This window comes from Thermocatellispora tengchongensis (assembly GCF_014202315.1).
GTDB lineage: Bacteria > Actinomycetota > Actinomycetes > Streptosporangiales > Streptosporangiaceae > Thermocatellispora > Thermocatellispora tengchongensis.
Map to the genome: position 1 here is coordinate 26747 of NZ_JACHGN010000037.1, position 16103 is coordinate 42849.

Annotated in this window: 12 protein-coding genes; 10 read left to right on the top strand and 2 right to left on the bottom strand. The window is 74.3% G+C overall.

Features of this window, described 5'->3' with window-relative positions:
- The first annotated feature begins 219 nt into the window (after positions 1 to 219).
- From HNP84_RS48730 to HNP84_RS48765, 8 genes are all read left to right on the top strand, one after another.
- A complete protein-coding gene (locus HNP84_RS48730; protein ID WP_221337699.1) occupies positions 220 to 534 on the top strand; it encodes a CU044_2847 family protein in 315 nt (104 codons plus the stop codon).
- The gene (locus HNP84_RS48735; RefSeq protein ID WP_185056973.1) at positions 531 to 4637 is read left to right on the top strand and encodes an AAA family ATPase; all 4107 of its coding nucleotides are present in this window, start codon (positions 531 to 533) and stop codon (positions 4635 to 4637) included. The genes HNP84_RS48730 and HNP84_RS48735 overlap by 4 nt, the downstream gene beginning before the upstream one ends.
- Before the next feature lie 204 nt (positions 4638 to 4841).
- Positions 4842 to 5594 carry a GntR family transcriptional regulator gene (locus tag HNP84_RS55725; RefSeq protein ID WP_185056974.1) on the top strand — a complete coding sequence of 251 codons (753 nt, stop codon included), beginning with the start codon at positions 4842 to 4844 and terminating at the stop codon, positions 5592 to 5594.
- 7 nt (positions 5595 to 5601) lie between these two features.
- Positions 5602 to 5829, top strand: coding sequence for a 4Fe-4S dicluster domain-containing protein (locus HNP84_RS48745; protein ID WP_185056975.1), 228 nt, complete (start codon positions 5602 to 5604; stop codon positions 5827 to 5829).
- Positions 5830 to 5839: 10 nt separating this feature from the next.
- Positions 5840 to 7261, top strand: coding sequence for an ABC transporter substrate-binding protein (locus HNP84_RS48750; protein ID WP_185056976.1), 1422 nt, complete (start codon positions 5840 to 5842; stop codon positions 7259 to 7261).
- Between the two features lie 49 nt (positions 7262 to 7310).
- Positions 7311 to 8168 carry an ABC transporter permease gene (locus HNP84_RS48755; protein WP_185056977.1) on the top strand — a complete coding sequence of 286 codons (858 nt, stop codon included), beginning with the start codon at positions 7311 to 7313 and terminating at the stop codon, positions 8166 to 8168.
- Positions 8165 to 8851, top strand: coding sequence for an ABC transporter ATP-binding protein (locus tag HNP84_RS48760; protein ID WP_185056978.1), 687 nt, complete (start codon positions 8165 to 8167; stop codon positions 8849 to 8851). Before HNP84_RS48755 ends, HNP84_RS48760 begins: the two co-directional genes overlap by 4 nt.
- Positions 8852 to 11515, top strand: coding sequence for a fumarate reductase/succinate dehydrogenase flavoprotein subunit (locus HNP84_RS48765; RefSeq protein WP_185056979.1), 2664 nt, complete (start codon positions 8852 to 8854; stop codon positions 11513 to 11515).
- 15 nt (positions 11516 to 11530) lie between these two features.
- Here HNP84_RS48765 and HNP84_RS48770 read toward each other — a convergent pair whose 3' ends face one another.
- Positions 11531 to 12127, bottom strand: a complete 597-nt coding sequence (locus HNP84_RS48770; protein ID WP_185056980.1) for a TetR/AcrR family transcriptional regulator — start codon at positions 12125 to 12127, stop codon at positions 11531 to 11533.
- An 81-nt stretch (positions 12128 to 12208) separates the two neighbouring features.
- Between HNP84_RS48770 and HNP84_RS48775 the strand changes: the two genes are divergently transcribed.
- Positions 12209 to 13420, top strand: coding sequence for a DUF418 domain-containing protein (locus HNP84_RS48775; RefSeq protein ID WP_185056981.1), 1212 nt, complete (start codon positions 12209 to 12211; stop codon positions 13418 to 13420).
- A 155-nt stretch (positions 13421 to 13575) separates the two neighbouring features.
- Positions 13576 to 14412, top strand: coding sequence for a universal stress protein (locus HNP84_RS48780; RefSeq protein WP_185056982.1), 837 nt, complete (start codon positions 13576 to 13578; stop codon positions 14410 to 14412).
- 33 nt (positions 14413 to 14445) lie between these two features.
- On the opposite strand, the gene HNP84_RS48785 is transcribed toward HNP84_RS48780, so the two are convergent.
- A complete protein-coding gene (locus HNP84_RS48785; RefSeq protein WP_185056983.1) occupies positions 14446 to 14658 on the bottom strand; it encodes a hypothetical protein in 213 nt (70 codons plus the stop codon).
- Between the last annotated feature and the right edge of the window lie 1445 nt (positions 14659 to 16103).

Here is a 16103-nt window from a genome sequence, read left to right on the forward strand (position 1 = left end):
ATGATCAGCGTATCCGGCCGTGCCTCGGCTTCCGGGCGGCCCGGCGGCCTGGCGGTCCGGGACGACGGGGCCGGCGGCGGGTGCCGACGCCGGAGCGGCACGTCAACGGCGCCGCCGGCCGGCGGCGTTGGGCACCGGATTTCGCGCGGCTTCCCCTCCCGCCGTGATGGCATTGATCCTAAACTCGCCACGACGAGGGGAGCGGTGACTATGTCGCGCGTGGTGAGGTACAGCGTCGGCCCCGACACGACGGTCCAGTTCGAGATCGAGCCGCTCGCGGGCTACCAGCCGGCTGGGGCGGCAGAGGTCGTCGGCGAGATCAAGACGGCGGTGGAGCCCGCGGTGCGGGCCGCCCAGGTCGTACTGGAGAAGGTGCGCGACATCGGGCCGAAGCAGGTCGAGGTCAAGTTCGGGATCAAGGTCAGCGGGACCGCGAACTGGCTCGTCGCCAAGGCCGCCACCGAGGGCAACTTCGAGATCACCCTCACGTGGGAGCCCGGCGCCGCCGGCGAGGCCGGGCCTCCTGTGGCATGATCCCGGGGCCGGGCACCGAATCGTGGATCGCCGCCGTCCACCGCACCGAGCACGACCACGAACCGCTCGGCGCCGCCGTGGTGATCGACAGCCGGCGTGCGCTGACCGCCGCGCACGTCGTCGCGCGCCATGGCGTGGACGCGACGCCGGTGTGGCTGGCGTTCCCGAAGGCCGAGTCCGGCCGTCCGGTGCGGCGGCGTGCCTCGATCACGCTGCCCGGCGGGCCGCAGACGACGGATCTGGCGCTCCTCTCCATGGACGAGGACGCGCCGGCGGGGGTGCGCCCGGCGCCGCTGCGCCTTCCCCGGCCCGCCGACCTGGTCGGCCGATCGTGGTGGGCGTTCGGCTTCCCCGGCGGTGATCCGCTCGGCGACGTCACCAGCGGCAAGGTGGACGCCTCGCTCGGCTACGGCTGGATCAGGCTGGCGACGAGCGCGCCGTACCCGCTCGCCCAGGGCTACAGCGGCGCCGGGCTGTGGTCGCCCGACTACGAGGCCGTGGTGGGGGTCGTCGGCCAGGCGCATTCCGACGGCGGCGGCCGGGCGATCAGCCTGCACCAGGCCGACCTGTGCTTCCCGGAGGAGAAGCTGCGTTCCCTGGTCGAGAACTGGTCGGCCGAGCAGGCGGGCCGGCTGGCGCTGGCGTCCTGGGGATGGAGCCTGGACACCGACCCCGAGGGCGTACGCCACTGGCGGCCCAGGGCGCGCGGGGTCACGGTGGACTCCGAGCGCGGCTATCGGTTCCGCGGCCGGACCGCCGCGTTGACCACCATCGTGAACTGGCTCGGACGCGCCCGGCCCGACCGGCGCGCCCTCGTGGTGACCGGCTCGCCGGGCGTGGGCAAGTCGGCGGTGCTCGGCCGGATCGTGACCACGGCCGACGCCGGGATCCGCGACGAGCTTCCCGAGGACGACGAGGCGGTGCGCGCCCCCGTCGGATCGGTGGCGTGCGCGGTGCACGCCAAGGGCAAGACGGCCCTGGACGTGGCCCGCGAGATCGCCCGCGCGGCGTCCGCCGCACTGCCGGAGGACGTCGATGACCTGGAACGGGCGCTCCAGGCCGTGCTGCCCGAGCGGAGCCGGCGGTTCAACGTGGTCATCGACGCGCTCGACGAGGTCACCTCGCCGACCGAGGCCAGAACGATCATCACCCATGTGGTGCTGCCCATCGTCGAGACGTGCGCGGAGCTGGGCGCCCAGGTCGTGATCGCGACGCGGCGCAGGGACGACGGCGGGGACCTGCTGGGCGTGTTCAGCGGCGCGGCGTCCATCGTCGATCTGGACGAGCCGGCCTACTTCGCCCGCGAGGACCTGGTGGAGTACGCCATGGCCACGCTCCGGCTGGTCGGCGACGAGCGCCCGGACAATCCGTATCAGCCCGAGCAGGTCGCCCGGCCGGTCGCGGAGGCCATCGCGGCGCGGTCGGAACGCAACTTCCTCATCGCCGGCCTGGTGGCGCGTACGCACGGCATGCACGACCAGCGGCCCGTCGAGGCGGCCTCGCTCTCGTTCACCGCGACGGTCGAGGAGGCGCTGCGCAACTACGTCAGCCGCCTGCCCAACGTGGACGCGCTCCCCGCCTCCTCCGTGCTCACCGCCCTGGCGTTCGCCGAGTCGCCGGGTTTCGACCTGGACCTGTGGCGCCTGGCGATCCTCGCGCTCGACGGCGCCTCGACGACCACCGGTCAGCTCGCGCGCTTCGCGCGGTCGTCGGCCGCCAACTTCCTGGTGGAATCGACCTTCGGCGAGCACGGCGGCGTCTACCGGCTGTTCCACCAGGCGCTGAACGACGCCCTGCGCGCCGCGCGGTCCCCGGTGCGGCCCCGCGCCCAGGACGAGGGGGCGCTCGCGCGGGCGTTCCTGAGCCACGCCCACAAGATCACCTGGGAGCACGCGCCGCCGTACCTGCTGCGCTCGCTGGCCGGCCACGCGGCGCGCGGCGGCGTGCTGGAGGAACTGCTGACCGACGCGGAGTATCTGCTCCACGCCGACCTGCATCACCTCGCGTCGTACGCGATCCGGGCCTCCTCGCCCTACGTGCGCGCACGGGGGCGGCTGATCCAGCTCACGCCCAGCGCGCAGGAGGCGCCGCCGCACGTGCGGGCCGCCCTGTTCAGCGTCACCTCGGCCGTCGCCCGCCTGGACGTCGAGATCCCCGATCCGGGACGCCCGGCCCCGTACCGGGCCGCGTGGGCGACGGTCATGCCACGCGCCGACGAGGCCGTGCTGGAGGGGCACACGGGCACGGTCAACGACGTGTGCGCCTTCACCCTCGGCGGCCGTACGTTGCTGGCCAGCGCGGGCGCGGATCGTGCCGTGCGGATCTGGAACCCGGCCGACGGCCAGGCGGAGCGGGTCATGACCGGCCACACGGCGGGAGTGACGAAGGTGCGCGCCTTCGCCCTGGACGGCCGCCTCCTGCTGGCCACCGCGAGCGAGGACGGGACGATCCGGATCTGGGACCCCGCGACGGGTCTCGCGGAACGCACCCTGGCCGGGCACACCGGGCCGGTGACCGACGTGTGCGCCTTCACCGTCGAAGGCCGCACGCTGCTGGCCTCCACCGGCGGCGACGGAAGCGTACGCGTGTGGGACCCCGCCCTCGGCCGCGTCGAGCGCCACTTGTCCGGCCACAGAGGGGGCGCCACCGCCGTGTGCGTCCTGGCCAAGGACCTGCGCACGGTGGTGGCCACGACCGGCGAGGACGGCGCCGTCCGGATCTGGGACCCGGGCAGACGCCGCCGGCCGACGGTGTTGATGCGCGATGCCGGCCGGTCCACCTCGATGTGCGCGGTCACCCTGAACGGGCAGGTCACCCTCGCCATCGCCGGCCTGAACGGCCTCAGGATCGACTTCCCCAACAGGCCGGACCTCCGGTGGGTGCAACCGGGCGCCTTCACGCACGTCACCGCCTTCACCGGCGCGGGCGGGCCGCGGCTGGCCACGACCGGGCCCGACCAGACCCTGCGGATCTGGGACACCCGCACCCGGAAGATCGAGCGCACGCTCGTCGGCCACACCGGCACCGTCACCGCTTCGTGCGCCTTCACCCTGGGCGAGCGGCGGCTCCTGGCCACCGCCAGCGCCGATCACACGGTACGGATCTGGGACCCGGCGGTCGATGGGTTCGAGCAGGGGGAGGGGAGCGGCCACGGCCGGGTGACCGGCCTGGGCGCGATCGTCGTGGGCGGGCGCGAGCGCGTGGTCTCGGTGGTCGATGACTCCGTCATCAGCGTCCGCGACGCCGTCACAGGCGAGGAGCGGCAGACGATAGGCATCATCCGGGGCTCGGCGAACGCCGTGTGCGCGGTCGGCCTGTGGTCGGAGCCGGTGATCGCGACCGCGGGAGACGACGGGTTCATCCGCCTGTGGGACCCGTCGTCGGGAGGTCGCCGCACCACCCTGATCAGCCGAGCGGGGCGCGTGACCGCCATGTGCGCGGTCACCCTCGGCGATGCCGCGCTCATAGCCGCCGTCGGCGACGACGGGGTGATCCGGCTGTGGGACCCGGTGACAGGGCGGGTCAAGGACTCGCTCAGGGGCGGGAGCAATCCGATCCTCGCCGCCGTCATGCGGTTCACCTCCGGTAGGCGTCCTACGGGCGCCTTCCTGACGGGTACGCGTGCCATGTGCGCGGTGCGGCATGACGGCCGCACGTGGCTCGCGGCCACCGGCGACGAGCACACCGTGCTGCTGTGGAGCCCGAAGACGAGGGAACTGCGGCGGATCGCGGCCGACGGCGCGCGGAAGGCGACCGGTCTGGACGCGTTCACGCTGAACGGGAACGCCCAACTCGCGATCGTCGGCCCGACCCCGGTCGTCTCCCTCGTGGACCTGGCCGCCGGCCGCATCAGGGGGACGTTGACCGGCCACACCGGCCGGGTGGAGGGCGTCTGCTCCTTCGTCCACGCCGGCCGTGCCCTTCTGGCCACGGCGAGCATCGACCGGACCGTACGCGTCTGGGACGCCGCCAGCGGCGCCTGCGAGATGACCATCCCCGTCCACGACCCGGCGACCAGGTGCGCGTGGATCGGCGACAGGCTCGTGATCGGCCTGGAGACCGGCATCCTGGCGGTACGCCTGAACGTGCAGCCCGCCACCTGAGCTCGCCCGGCGCCCCCGCCCCCCGCCCTTCCGGCCTGACCGTGTGCGCGGGGCCTTCGACGTGCTGACGAAGGTGGCGGATCTTCCGGTGCCGGGCGGGGCGACGTGGGGGTCCGGGGGCGGGGGAGTGGCGCAATCCGACCGTTATCCTATTTTCCCTACCAGATAGATAGGCTTACATCGGCCGAGGTCAGGGAGGTGGACATGGCGGATGTGGCGGAGGACAGGCGGCCCCGGGCGGCTCGGGCCCGGCAGGTGGCGGATGTCCTGCGGGGGGAGATCGTGCGCGGGCGGTTCCGGGGCGGGCGGTTGCCGCACGAGGCGGCGCTGGCGCGCGAGTACGGCGCCTCCCGCAACACCGTACGCGAGGCGCTGGGGCTGTTGCGCGACGAAGGGCTCGTGGAGCGGTGCCCGGGGGTCGGGACCACGGCCGGGGCGGGGAAGTACCCGCACGGGCTGCACCGGCTGCTCGGGCTGGCCGAGACGCTGCACGAGCACGGCGAGGTCACCAACGAGGTGCGCGCGATGAGCCTGGTCGAGCCGCCCGCCGCCGTCCGGGACCGTCTGGGGCTCGGGACGGGGGAGCGGGTGGTGTACCTGGAGCGGCTGCGGCGGCTCAACGGGCTGCCGCTCTCCCTGGACCTCACCTACCTCGCGCGCGAGGCCGGTGAGCCGCTGTTCGATGAGGACCTGGAGCGCAACGACATCTTCGTGCTGCTGGAACGGGTCACCGGCCGGCCGCTGGGCGTCGCGGAGGTGACGCTGGAGGCGGTCAACGCCGACCCGCACACCGCCGCCGTGCTGGACGTGCCGCGCGGCGCCGCGCTGCTCATGGTCGAGCGGCTCACCCACCTGTCCGACGGGCGCCCGGTGGACCTGGAGTTCATCCGGTTCCGCGGCGACCGGCTCACCATGCGCGGCCACCTGCGCCGCCACCAAGACGGCCGAGAGGAGTAGCACCGAGATGGCCCTGGTCAACCAGCGGGTCGAGGTCCCGGTGACCATCGACGAGGCGCTGTGCATCGACGGGTGCACGTTGTGCGTCGAGGCGTGCCCGCTCGACTCGCTGGCGATCAGCGAGGAGACCGGCAAGGCGTACATGCACGTGGACGAGTGCTGGTACTGCGGCCCGTGCGCCGCCCGCTGTCCCGTGGACGCGGTCACGATCAACATCCCCTACCTGCTGCGATGAGGACCCCCAGATGAGGACCCCCATGCGTACGCTGAGCGCCGCCGCCGCCCTGCTGACGGCGCTCACCGGATGCTCGCTGTCCGGCGCCGCCGAGAGCGGCGGCACGACCACCGTGGTCATCGGCTACCAGTCCAAGACCATCAACACCGTGACCGCCGGCACGCTGCTGCGCTCGCTCGGCTACCTGGAGAAGCGGCTCGGCCCGAAGTACCGGGTGGAGTGGCAGGACCACGACACCGGCGCGCCGATCACCGCCAAGATGGTCGCCGGGAAGATCGACATCGGCTCGATGGGCGACTACCCGCTGCTGATCAACGCCGCGCGCACCCAGGCGGCCGAGACGGCCAGGACCGAGCTGATCTCGATCACCGGCTACAACCTGCGCGGCGGCCTGAACATGGTCGTGGTGCCGCCCGCGTCGCCGGCCAAGACGCTGGCCGACCTCAAGGGCACGAAGATCTCGGCCAGCGCCGGTTCGGCCGGGCACGGCACGCTGGTGCAGGCGCTGGAGAAGGCCGGGCTCGACCCCGCCACCGACGTCCAGATCGTCAACCACCAGCCGCCGGTTGGCGCCTCGCAGCTCGAATCCGGCGGCGTGCAGGGCTACGCCCAGTTCGTGGCCTGGCCGGGGCTGCTGGCCTTCCAGGGCAAGGGCCGGCTCCTGTACGACGGGTCGGCGCTCGGCGTGCCGACCTTCCACGGCGTGGTCGTGCGCCGCGCGTACGCGGCCGAGCACCCCGAGGTCGTGGACGCCTTCCTGCGCGCCCAGATCGACGCCACGAAGTACCTGCACGAGCACCCGCTGGAGGCCGCCGAGTCGGTGGCGAAGACGACCGGCCTGCCGGGCGAGGTGGTCTACCTCTACAACGGGCCCGGCGGCATCTCCACCTTCGACGTGACGCTGAAGCAGCCGCTGCGCGCGGCGCACGAGCACGACGTGCCGTACCTCAAGCGGATCGGCGACGGATTCTCCGGGGTGGACCTGGACAGGTTCGTCAACGACTCCTACCTGCGCAAGGCGTACGGCCCCGGCTACGACGCCGACGCGGCGAGCACGGTCAACCGGGCGGCCGTCACCGGCCGCGACCCGGTGTGCGGCGAGCAGGTGACCGACCCGCGCACCGCCTCGGAGCTGTGGGTCTCCGGCGCCACCACCCGGCCCGCCGCCACCCCGACCTGCCTGCTGCGGCAGGTCGCGGCAGAGAAGGGGCCGGTGCGGGCGGCGTACGTGCCCGACACCACGACCGGCACCCGCTGGTTCGCCGACAAGGCGGTGTGGCTGCACGACCCCGAGGGGGAGGCGAACGCCCGCTTCCTGCCCTTCACCACCCAGGACGGCGCCGACGCCTACCGCGCCGAGCACCCGCGCACCGAGCCGGTCTCCTACCAGGAGGCGGTCAAGGCCGCCACGGCGGCGGGGGCGGCGCGATGAGCGGCCAGCGAGCGGGCGGGCGCGCGGCGCGCGGAAAGGCGGGGCCGGCATGAGCGGCCTCGCGCAGAAGAGCCGGGTCACGCTCGCGCCGCCGCCGCCCGCCGCGACCGGCGCCGGGCGCCCGGGACGGCGGCACCGCGGCCGGGTCGTCCGGCTGCTCTCGCTGCTCGCCGCGGCCGGGCTGTGGCAGCTCCTCACCGTGACCGACGCCCGGATCTGGCTCAGGTTCGACCGGCTGCCCTCGCTGGACGAGATCGGCGCGGAGCTGGCGCGGCAGCTCGGCACCCAGGTCTACTACCTCGACCTGGCGCAGAGCCTGATCCGCATCCTCACCGGGTTCGGCCTGGCCGCCGTGGCCGGGGTCGCGACCGGGGTGCTGATCGGCCGCTCGCGCACCGCGCGCGACGTGCTCACGCCGCTGCTGGAGGCGGTGCGGCCGATCCCGGCCATCGCGCTGGTGCCGATCGCGATCCTGCTGTTCCCCTCCGACGAGCAGGGCATCGTGTTCATCACCTTCGCCGCCGCGTTCTTCCCGATCATGGTCAGCACCCGGCACGCCGTGCGCGCGCTGCCCACGCTGTGGGAGGAGGCCGTGCTCACCCTCGGCGGCACCCGCCTGCACGTGCTGGTGAACGTGGTGCTGCCGGGCGCGCTGCCCGGGGTGTTCGGCGGGCTGTCCATCGGCATGGGCGTGTCCTGGATCTGCGTCATCTCCGCCGAGATGATCTCCGGCGACCTCGGGGTGGGCTACCGCACCTGGCAGGCGTACACGCTGGTGGACTACCCGGCGACGGTCGTCGGCATGGTCACGATCGGCGTGCTCGGCTGGCTCACCTCGGCGCTGATCGAGCTGGCCGGGCGGCGGGCCACCCGGTGGCTGCCGCGGGCGGAAGGGAGCGGCGCATGAGCGCGGCCGGGCTGGCGCTCAGGCTCGACGGCGCGGGCCTGGGGTACGGCGGCGGCGCCGTGCTCAGCGGGGTGGACCTGGAGGTGACGCCGGGCGAGATCCTGGTCGTGGTGGGCGCGTCCGGATCGGGCAAGTCCACGCTGCTGCGGGCCCTGGCCGGGCTGCTGCGGCCGCACGCCGGGCGCGTCCTGGCCGACGGCGCCGAGGTGACCGGGCCGTCCCCCGACCGGGCCATGATCTTCCAGGAGGACGGGCTGCTGCCGTGGCGCTCGGTGCGCCGCAACGTCGAACTGCCCCTGGGCATCCGCAAGGTGGCCAGGGCCGAGCGCAGGCGGGCCGCCGAGGAGTGGATCGGCCGCGTCGGCCTGGCGGGGTACGAGGACCGGCTGCCCCGCGAGCTGTCCGGCGGCATGCGGCAGCGGGTGCAGCTCGCCCGCGCCCTGGCCGGCGCGCCGCGCGCGGTCCTGATGGACGAGCCGTTCGGCGCGCTGGACGCGCAGACCCGCGCCGAGATGCAGCGGCTGCTGCTCGACGTGCTGCGCGACACCGCCGCCACCGTCGTGTTCGTCACCCATGACGTGGACGAGGCCCTGCTGCTCGGGCACCGGATCGTGGTGCTCGGCCGCGACGGCGTACGCACGCTCGCCGGGGCCACCCGCGAGCAGATCGTGAAGGAGCTGTAGATGGACGTCCCCCCGATCGAGGACCGGCTGCGCCTGGAGTGCGAGGTGCTGGTCGTCGGCGGCGGCACCGCGGGCACGATGGCCGCGATCACCGCCGCCGAGCGCGGAGCGCGGGTGCTGCTGCTGGAGAAGGCGCACGTACGCCACAGCGGCGCGCTCGCCATGGGCATGGACGGCGTCAACAACGCCGTCATCCCCGGCAAGGCCACGCCGGAGGACTACGTCGCCGAGATCACCCGCGCCAACGACGGCGTGGTGAACCAGAAGACGATCTACCAGACGGCCACCCGCGGCCACGAGATGGTGCGCAGGCTGGAGCGCTACGGCGTGAAGTTCGAAAAGGACGAGCACGGCGAGTACGCCGTGCGCCGGGTGCACCGCTCGGGCAGCTACGTGCTGCCGATGCCCGAGGGCAAGGACGTCAAGAAGGTGCTGTACCGGGTCCTGCGCCGGCGGGAGATCCGCGAGCGGGTGCGGATCGAGAACCGGGTCATGCCGGTGCGGGTGCTCACCTCCGGCGGGCGGGCCGTGGGCGTGGCCGGGTTCGACACCCGCAGCGGGCGTTTCGTCACCGTCGCGGCCGGCGCGGTGATCCTGGCCACCGGCGCCTGCGGCCGGCTCGGCCTACCCGCCAGCGGCTACCTGTACGGCACCTACGAGAACCCCACGAACGCGGGCGACGGCTACGCGATGGCCCTGCACGCCGGGGCCGAGCTGAGCGGCATCGAGTGCTTCCAGATCAACCCGCTGATCAAGGACTACAACGGCCCCGCCTGCGCCTACGTCGCCAACCCGTTCGGCGGCTACCAGGTCAACAACCGGGGCGAGCGGTTCGTGGACTCCGACTACTGGTCGGGCCAGATGATGGCCGAGGTGTCCCGCGAGATCGCCTCCGCGCGGGGGCCGATCTACCTCAAGCTGTCGCACCTGCCCGACGAGACGGTGGCGGCCGTGGAGGCCATCCTGCACACCACCGAGCGCCCCACCAGGGGAACGTTCCACGCCGGGCGCGGGCACGACTACCGTACGCACGACGTGGAGATGCACATCTCCGAGATCGGTCTGTGCGGCGGCCACTCCGCCTCGGGGGTGTGGGTGGACGAGAACGGCGCCACCACGGTCCCCGGCCTGTACGCCGCGGGCGACCTGGCCTGCGTGCCGCACAACTACATGATCGGCGCCTTCGTCTTCGGCGACCTCGCCGGCGCGCACGCCGCCGCCCACCACGCCGTACCGGGGGACGAGCTGCCCGAGGACCAGGTGGCCGCCGCGCACGACCTGGTCTACCGGCCGCTGCGCAACCCCGACGGGCCGCCGCAGCAGCAGGTGGAGTACAAGCTGCGCCGCTTCGTCAACGACTACGTGGCCCCGCCCAAGACCGCCGCCAAGCTGGAGATCGCGCTGGAGTCCTTCGAGCGGATGCGCGCCGAGATCGCCGCCATGGGCGCGCGCACCCCGCACGAGCTGATGCGCTGCGCCGAGGTGGACTTCATCCGCGACTGCGCCGAGATGGCGGCCCGCTCGTCGCTGGTGCGCACCGAGAGCCGCTGGGGCCTCTACCACGACCGGGCCGACCTGCCCGAGCGCGACGACAGCGAGTGGCTGTTCCACCTGAACCTGCGCCGCACCCCCGACGGCGGGATGGAGTTCGTCAAGCGGCCGGTCGAGCCGTACCTCGTGCCCGTCCCCGAGTTCACCCCCGACCCGGCCGCCGAACCCGTGCTCGTCGCGGCCCACGCCCCCGCGGCGGTCACCCGCGTGGCCGCCAAGGCCGCGGACCGGGCCGCCGTGGGCCGGTCGCCGCGCATCCTGGAGCTCAACCGCCTCGCCGAGGAGCAGCCGGACCTGGACCGGCTGGCCCCCTACCTCGCCGACGAGGACCCCAAGGTCCGCCGCGCGGCCATCGCCGCGCTCACCGAGACGGTCCCCGAGGGCGCGGCGGCGGCGCTGGCCTCGGCGCTGGCCGACCCGCACGGCACGGTGCGCCGCGCCGCCGCGGCGGGGCTGCGCGAGCTGGTCGAGGTCCTGCCCGCCACCCCCGAGCTGGCCGCGGCGCTGGCGGAGCGGGCGGCGAGCCCCGACGCCGTCGTCCGCGCCACCGTCCTGGACGTGCTGCGCGCGCTGCGGCTCGGCACGACCGCCGCCTTCGCGGCCGGCCTGCGCGACCCCGACCACCGGGTCCGCATCGAGGCCATCCGCGGGCTGGTCTCGCTGGACGAGCCGGACCCGGTGGCGGGCGCCGCCGCCGACGCCTCCAGGGAGGTGCGGGTGGCGGCGGCGCGCGGTCTCGGCGCCATCGGCAAGCCCTCCCCGGCCCTGCGCGTCCTGGCCGCCGACCCCGACCCGCTCGTACGCGCCGCCGCCCTGGAGTCCTCCGCCGCCACCGGCGCCCCGCTGGAGGCCGAGGCCGTCGAGGCCGTCCACGACCCGGCCTGGCAGGTGCGCGTGGGCGCCGCCCGCTGCCTCGCCGCCGCGGGCCCGGACGTGGCGGTCGCCCCGCTCCTCACCGCCCTGGCCGATCCGAACCTGGACGTCCGCAAGGCCGCCGTCCTGGCGCTGGCCCCCAGGTCCGCGATCCCCGAGGTCGCCGCGGCCCTGCGCGCCGCCCTCGCCGACCCCGACGCCGACGTCCGCGCGTACGCCCGCCGCGCCCTGGCGGCGTGACGCGCGCCCCGGCCGTCACCCGGGGCCGAGCCCGATCGCGGGCAGGATGGCCTGGTCGACGATGTCGGCGAGGTCGTCGTCGGCCGGGAGCCGCCCGGTGTCGAACATCCGTTTGATGACCAGCGCCTCGCCGATGTCGGCCACGACCGGGGTGAGCAGGCGGGCCGGGAAGTGGCCGTGCTCGGCGTAGTGCCGCAGGACGGTGCGGGTGAAGGTGCCGCCCCGGCCGGCGAAGACCTTCTCGTACAGGGCCTTGGAGACCTCGGGGCGCCGCTGGGGATCGGTGAGGATCGCGGCCACCGCGCGCCCCGCCGGGCTGAGCATCCAGTCCACCATGAGCCGCAGCGACCGGATCAGGTCGCCGCGCAGGTCGTCGGCGCCGGGGGTCGGCTCCTCCACGGGGTGGGCGTGGTAGAGCGCGTCGAGCAGCACCTCGACCGGGTCGGACCAGCGCCGGTAGAGCGTGGTCCGCGGCGTCGCGGCCCGCCTGCCGATGCCCTCCATGGTCAGCCGCCCGACCCCTACCTCCGCCACCTCCTCCAGCACGGCGGCGTGGATCGCCTTGATCAGCTCTTCTCCGCGCCGCCGGGTCCGCCCGCCCTGACCGTCCATCACCGTTCCCTTGCTTAGATACGCGGTTGTAGCTTACCTTGAGCACAAGCTACAGTCGTGTATCTAAACGCGGGGAGACCCATGTCCATCGCCCATCCCACCCAACCGGCCCGGCCGCCCGCGGCGGCCGGGCCCGGCGCGGTGCCGCTCAGCCGGCGCGCCCCGGCCCCCGACCTGGCCCGCGGCGTGATGCTGCTGCTCATCGCGGTGGCGCACGCGCACATGTACCTGTCCGGCCACCCCGTGGGCTTCCGCGGATACGCCCTGGACGGCGGCCCCCTCGACCGGCTGGTCGCCGGGGTCCAGATCCTCCTGGTGGACGGGCGCGCGCTGCCCATGTTCGCCGCCCTGTTCGGCTACGGCCTGGTCCGCCTCGCCGACCGGCAGGCCGAGGCGGGCCGCTCCTGGCCCCAGGTCCGCCGCGTGCTGCGCGCCAGGAGCCTGTGGCTGCTGGCCTTCGGGTTCTGCCACGCGCTGCTGCTGTTCTTCGGCGACATCCTCGGCGCGTACGGCCTGATCGGGCTGATCCTCGTCGGGTTCATCCGCCGCGGCGACCGCGCCCTGCTGCGCGCCGCCGCCGCCGGGCTCGTCCTGCACGTCGCCGTGGTCGCCCTGCTCGGGGTGCTGACGGTCTCCGCCGAGAAGGGCGACACCCCCGCCGCGATGGCCGACCCGGTCGCGGCGCTGGTGGCGCGCCTGGTCGGCTGGAGTGCGATGACCCCGACCTTCTTCGCGGTGAGCGTCGTGCCGGCCTTCCTGCTCGGCATCTGGGCGGCCCGGCGCCGGCTGCTCGACGACCCCGGCGCGCACCGGCCGCTGCTGTCCCGGGTGGCCGTGCTCGGCGCCGCCGTGGCGGTCATCGGCGGCCTGCCGCTCACGCTCATCGACACCGCCCTGTGGTCCCCGCCCACCGCGATCTCGGTGCCGGCGTACGCGCTGCACAGCGTGACCGGCATCGCCGGCGGCCTGGCATACGCCGCGATGATGGGCCTGCTCGCCGACCGGCTGCACCGCCCGTCCGCCGCCCCGTCCCCGCTCGCCGCCCGCGCCACCGCCGCCCTGGCAGCCTGCGGCCAGTGGTCGCTGACGTGCTACCTGCTGCAGTCGGTCGCGTTCGTCGCGATCTTCGCCCCGTACGCCGGCGGCCTGGGCACCCGCGTCGGCGACGCCGCCGCCTCCGGCATCGCCGTCCTCACCTGGCTGGCCACCGTGCTCCTGGCCGCCCTCCTGTCCCGCGCCGGCCGCAGAGGCCCGGCCGAAGCCGCCCTCCGCCGCCTCACCTACCGCCGGTGACCCCGGCCGCGTGAGCCGGCCACCCGCCCACGCCCGCAGCCCAGGGCCGTCGCACGGGTCTCCTGACCCCGGCGAGCGCCGCACGTTTCCGCACCCCCTCCCCGGTGTATGTGCCATTTGTGCTGGTGAACCGGTACGAGCAGGGAGGGGGCGCCATGATCGTGGTAGGTACGGACGGCTCGCGCGCCGGACTGCGTGCCGTGGAGTGGGCGGCGCGGGAGGCCATGCTGCACCGGGTGACCCTGCGCGTCGTGCACGCCATGCCCGCCTGGGCGCACGGCATGCGGGAGGAGGGCAGGTACGCCGAGGTCGGCCGGTGGATGCGCGACAACGCCGCCGCCGTGGTGTCCGAGGCCGTGACCGCCGCCCACGCGGCGGAGCCGGAGGCCGACGTGTCGTCCGCGGTCGTCCCGGGAGACCCGCGCTCCGCACTGATCGAGGCGTCCCGTGACGCCGAACTGCTCGTGGTGGGCAACCACGGCCTGGGCGGCTTCCGGGGCCTGCTCGTCGGGTCGGCCGCGCTGGGCGTGGCCGCGCACGCCGCCTGCGACGTCGCCGTCGTCCGCGAGCTGCCCTCTCCGGTTCGGCGCGAGGTCGTGGCCGCGGTGGACGGCTCGCCGCGCAGCGACGCCGTCCTCGCCCGCGCCTTCGCCGAGGCGGACCTGCGCGGCGCGGGGCTGCACATCGTCCACGCCCGGGCCCGGGGCGGCCCGGCACGCTCCGGGGAGGACCGGATCGCCCGGATGCTGAGCGAGATCACGGCGGGCTGGCGGGAGCGCTACCCGGACCTCAAACCGGTGGAGCGGGTCGTGACCGGGCACCCCGTGGACGTGCTCCGCGACGCCTGCGCGGACGCCGAACTGCTGGTCGTCGGCTCGCACGGCTACGGCGACTTCCGGGCCCTCGTCCTCGGCTCGGTCAGCCACGCCATGCTGCACCACGCCCCGTGCCCCGTGATCGTGACCCGGGCCCGCACGAACGGCACCTCCTGACGCTGTCGTCATCGGGACCGGGCGGGCCGCCGATCACCCGTCGGTGAGCTCCGCCGAGTGCAGCAGCTCGCGGGCCAGCCGCGCGTCCTGCACCCGATCGTCCGCACCGGAATCGGCCTCCAAGGCGCGGACCAGCACCAGATCGACCTCGGCCAGCGCGCGGACCCGCCGTTCCAGCTCCGCGAGGCGGGCCTTCAGCAGGCTGAGCTCGCCCTCAAGCGGACGGCTCTTGATGGCTCGGACCATCGCAGCTCACCTCCACCGAGCGTCCTGCCGCTCCCACAGTGCCCCGATCGCCCCCCCACCACCAGGGCCCTCCGTCCCGCCCCCACCCCGACCTTCGCCTCTGGAAGATGCGGGTTTCGGGGATGCGGATTGCGGGGCGCAACCTTCGGAGCCCCGGACCTCGAAGGGCGCGGGCCCTCCGACAGGCGCTTGCATCTCCGGGCCGCCGCGGCGGACGGGCCCACGCCGGTGGGGGGCGCGCGGCGGGCGGAGGCGGCTGAGCGCCTCTATAGGGATTGCCCGTCGCCTGGGGGTGGCCGGCCACCTGGGGATGGCCGGTCGCTCGGAGGCCATGACGGTCGGCAACCGGGGCGCCGCCGATCACCCGCGCACCCGCATCGCCACCACGCACCCCGCCGACCCGCGTCGACTCGCCGACCGCCGCCGCCGGCTCCACCGCGGCGTCCCCGTGACCGGGTGGCCGGTTGCTCGGGGTTGCCGGTTGCTAGGAGGATGCCGGCCGCTCGGGGGTCGCCCGTCGCGCCCGGGTCGCCCGTTGCTCTCGGGCTGCCCGGGCCTGGCACGGCCTGGCCTGCCCGGCACGGCCCAGCGCGGTCAGGTTCGGCCGTGTCCGGCTGGCGGGGCCTGGCGCGGCGCGGGGTGGCCTGGGTCTCGTTCGGTCGGCGCGGTCCGGCTTGGGCCCGTGACCGCGGCCTCGGCGTGGTTCATCACGCACAGCCCACACCACGCCTACCCGGTCGGCCCGGCCTGATGGCGGGCGGTGCTGAGCTGGAGGAGTTCGCGCGCGAGCTGGAGCGCGACCCCACGTCCCCCCGCCGGCCGGGTGGGCCCAGCGCGGGTCCGGTCCGGTCGTGTTCGGCTGGTCTGGCCTGGCGCGGCCTGGGGGCTCGCTCGGTCGGTGCGGTCCGGGATGGGCCAGCACGGTTCGGGCCGGCCGTGTCCGGGCGGCGTGGTCTGGTGTGGCGCGGGTGGCCTGAGGTCGCTCGGTGGCCGCGGTTCGGTATGGCACGGCCTGGCCTGGTGCGGTCGTGCGGAGGGGATTGTCCAGCACATCTGTGACCGTGCCGGAGTGAGGGTGGGAATGCGCCGGCATTTACCCGCGGCCATTGTTTCGATAAATCGTGAAATGTTGGGTTGCGGCGGGTTACGGACATGACGGAATGCGGTGTTGTGTGACCTGTGAAAACCGGCCGAATGGGCTGGTGGGGGAGCGTTGGCGTTCTCCGGTGCTGCTGAAGGCCCTCTAGCACTGGGGTTCGGCTCTGTCAAGAGGGTCGGTGGCTCCCGGTAAAGGAACTGACCATAGTACCTCTCTCATGGTCAAGATGTGGCAGATGGTTGCAGTTGCAAATCTCACATCCAAGGGGCGCGCGTCCGCCGAAAAAAGGACGTGTTGTGGGTCACAGAGGGTGCTTATCATGTAGCCCTGCTTGATCCGGATTTAG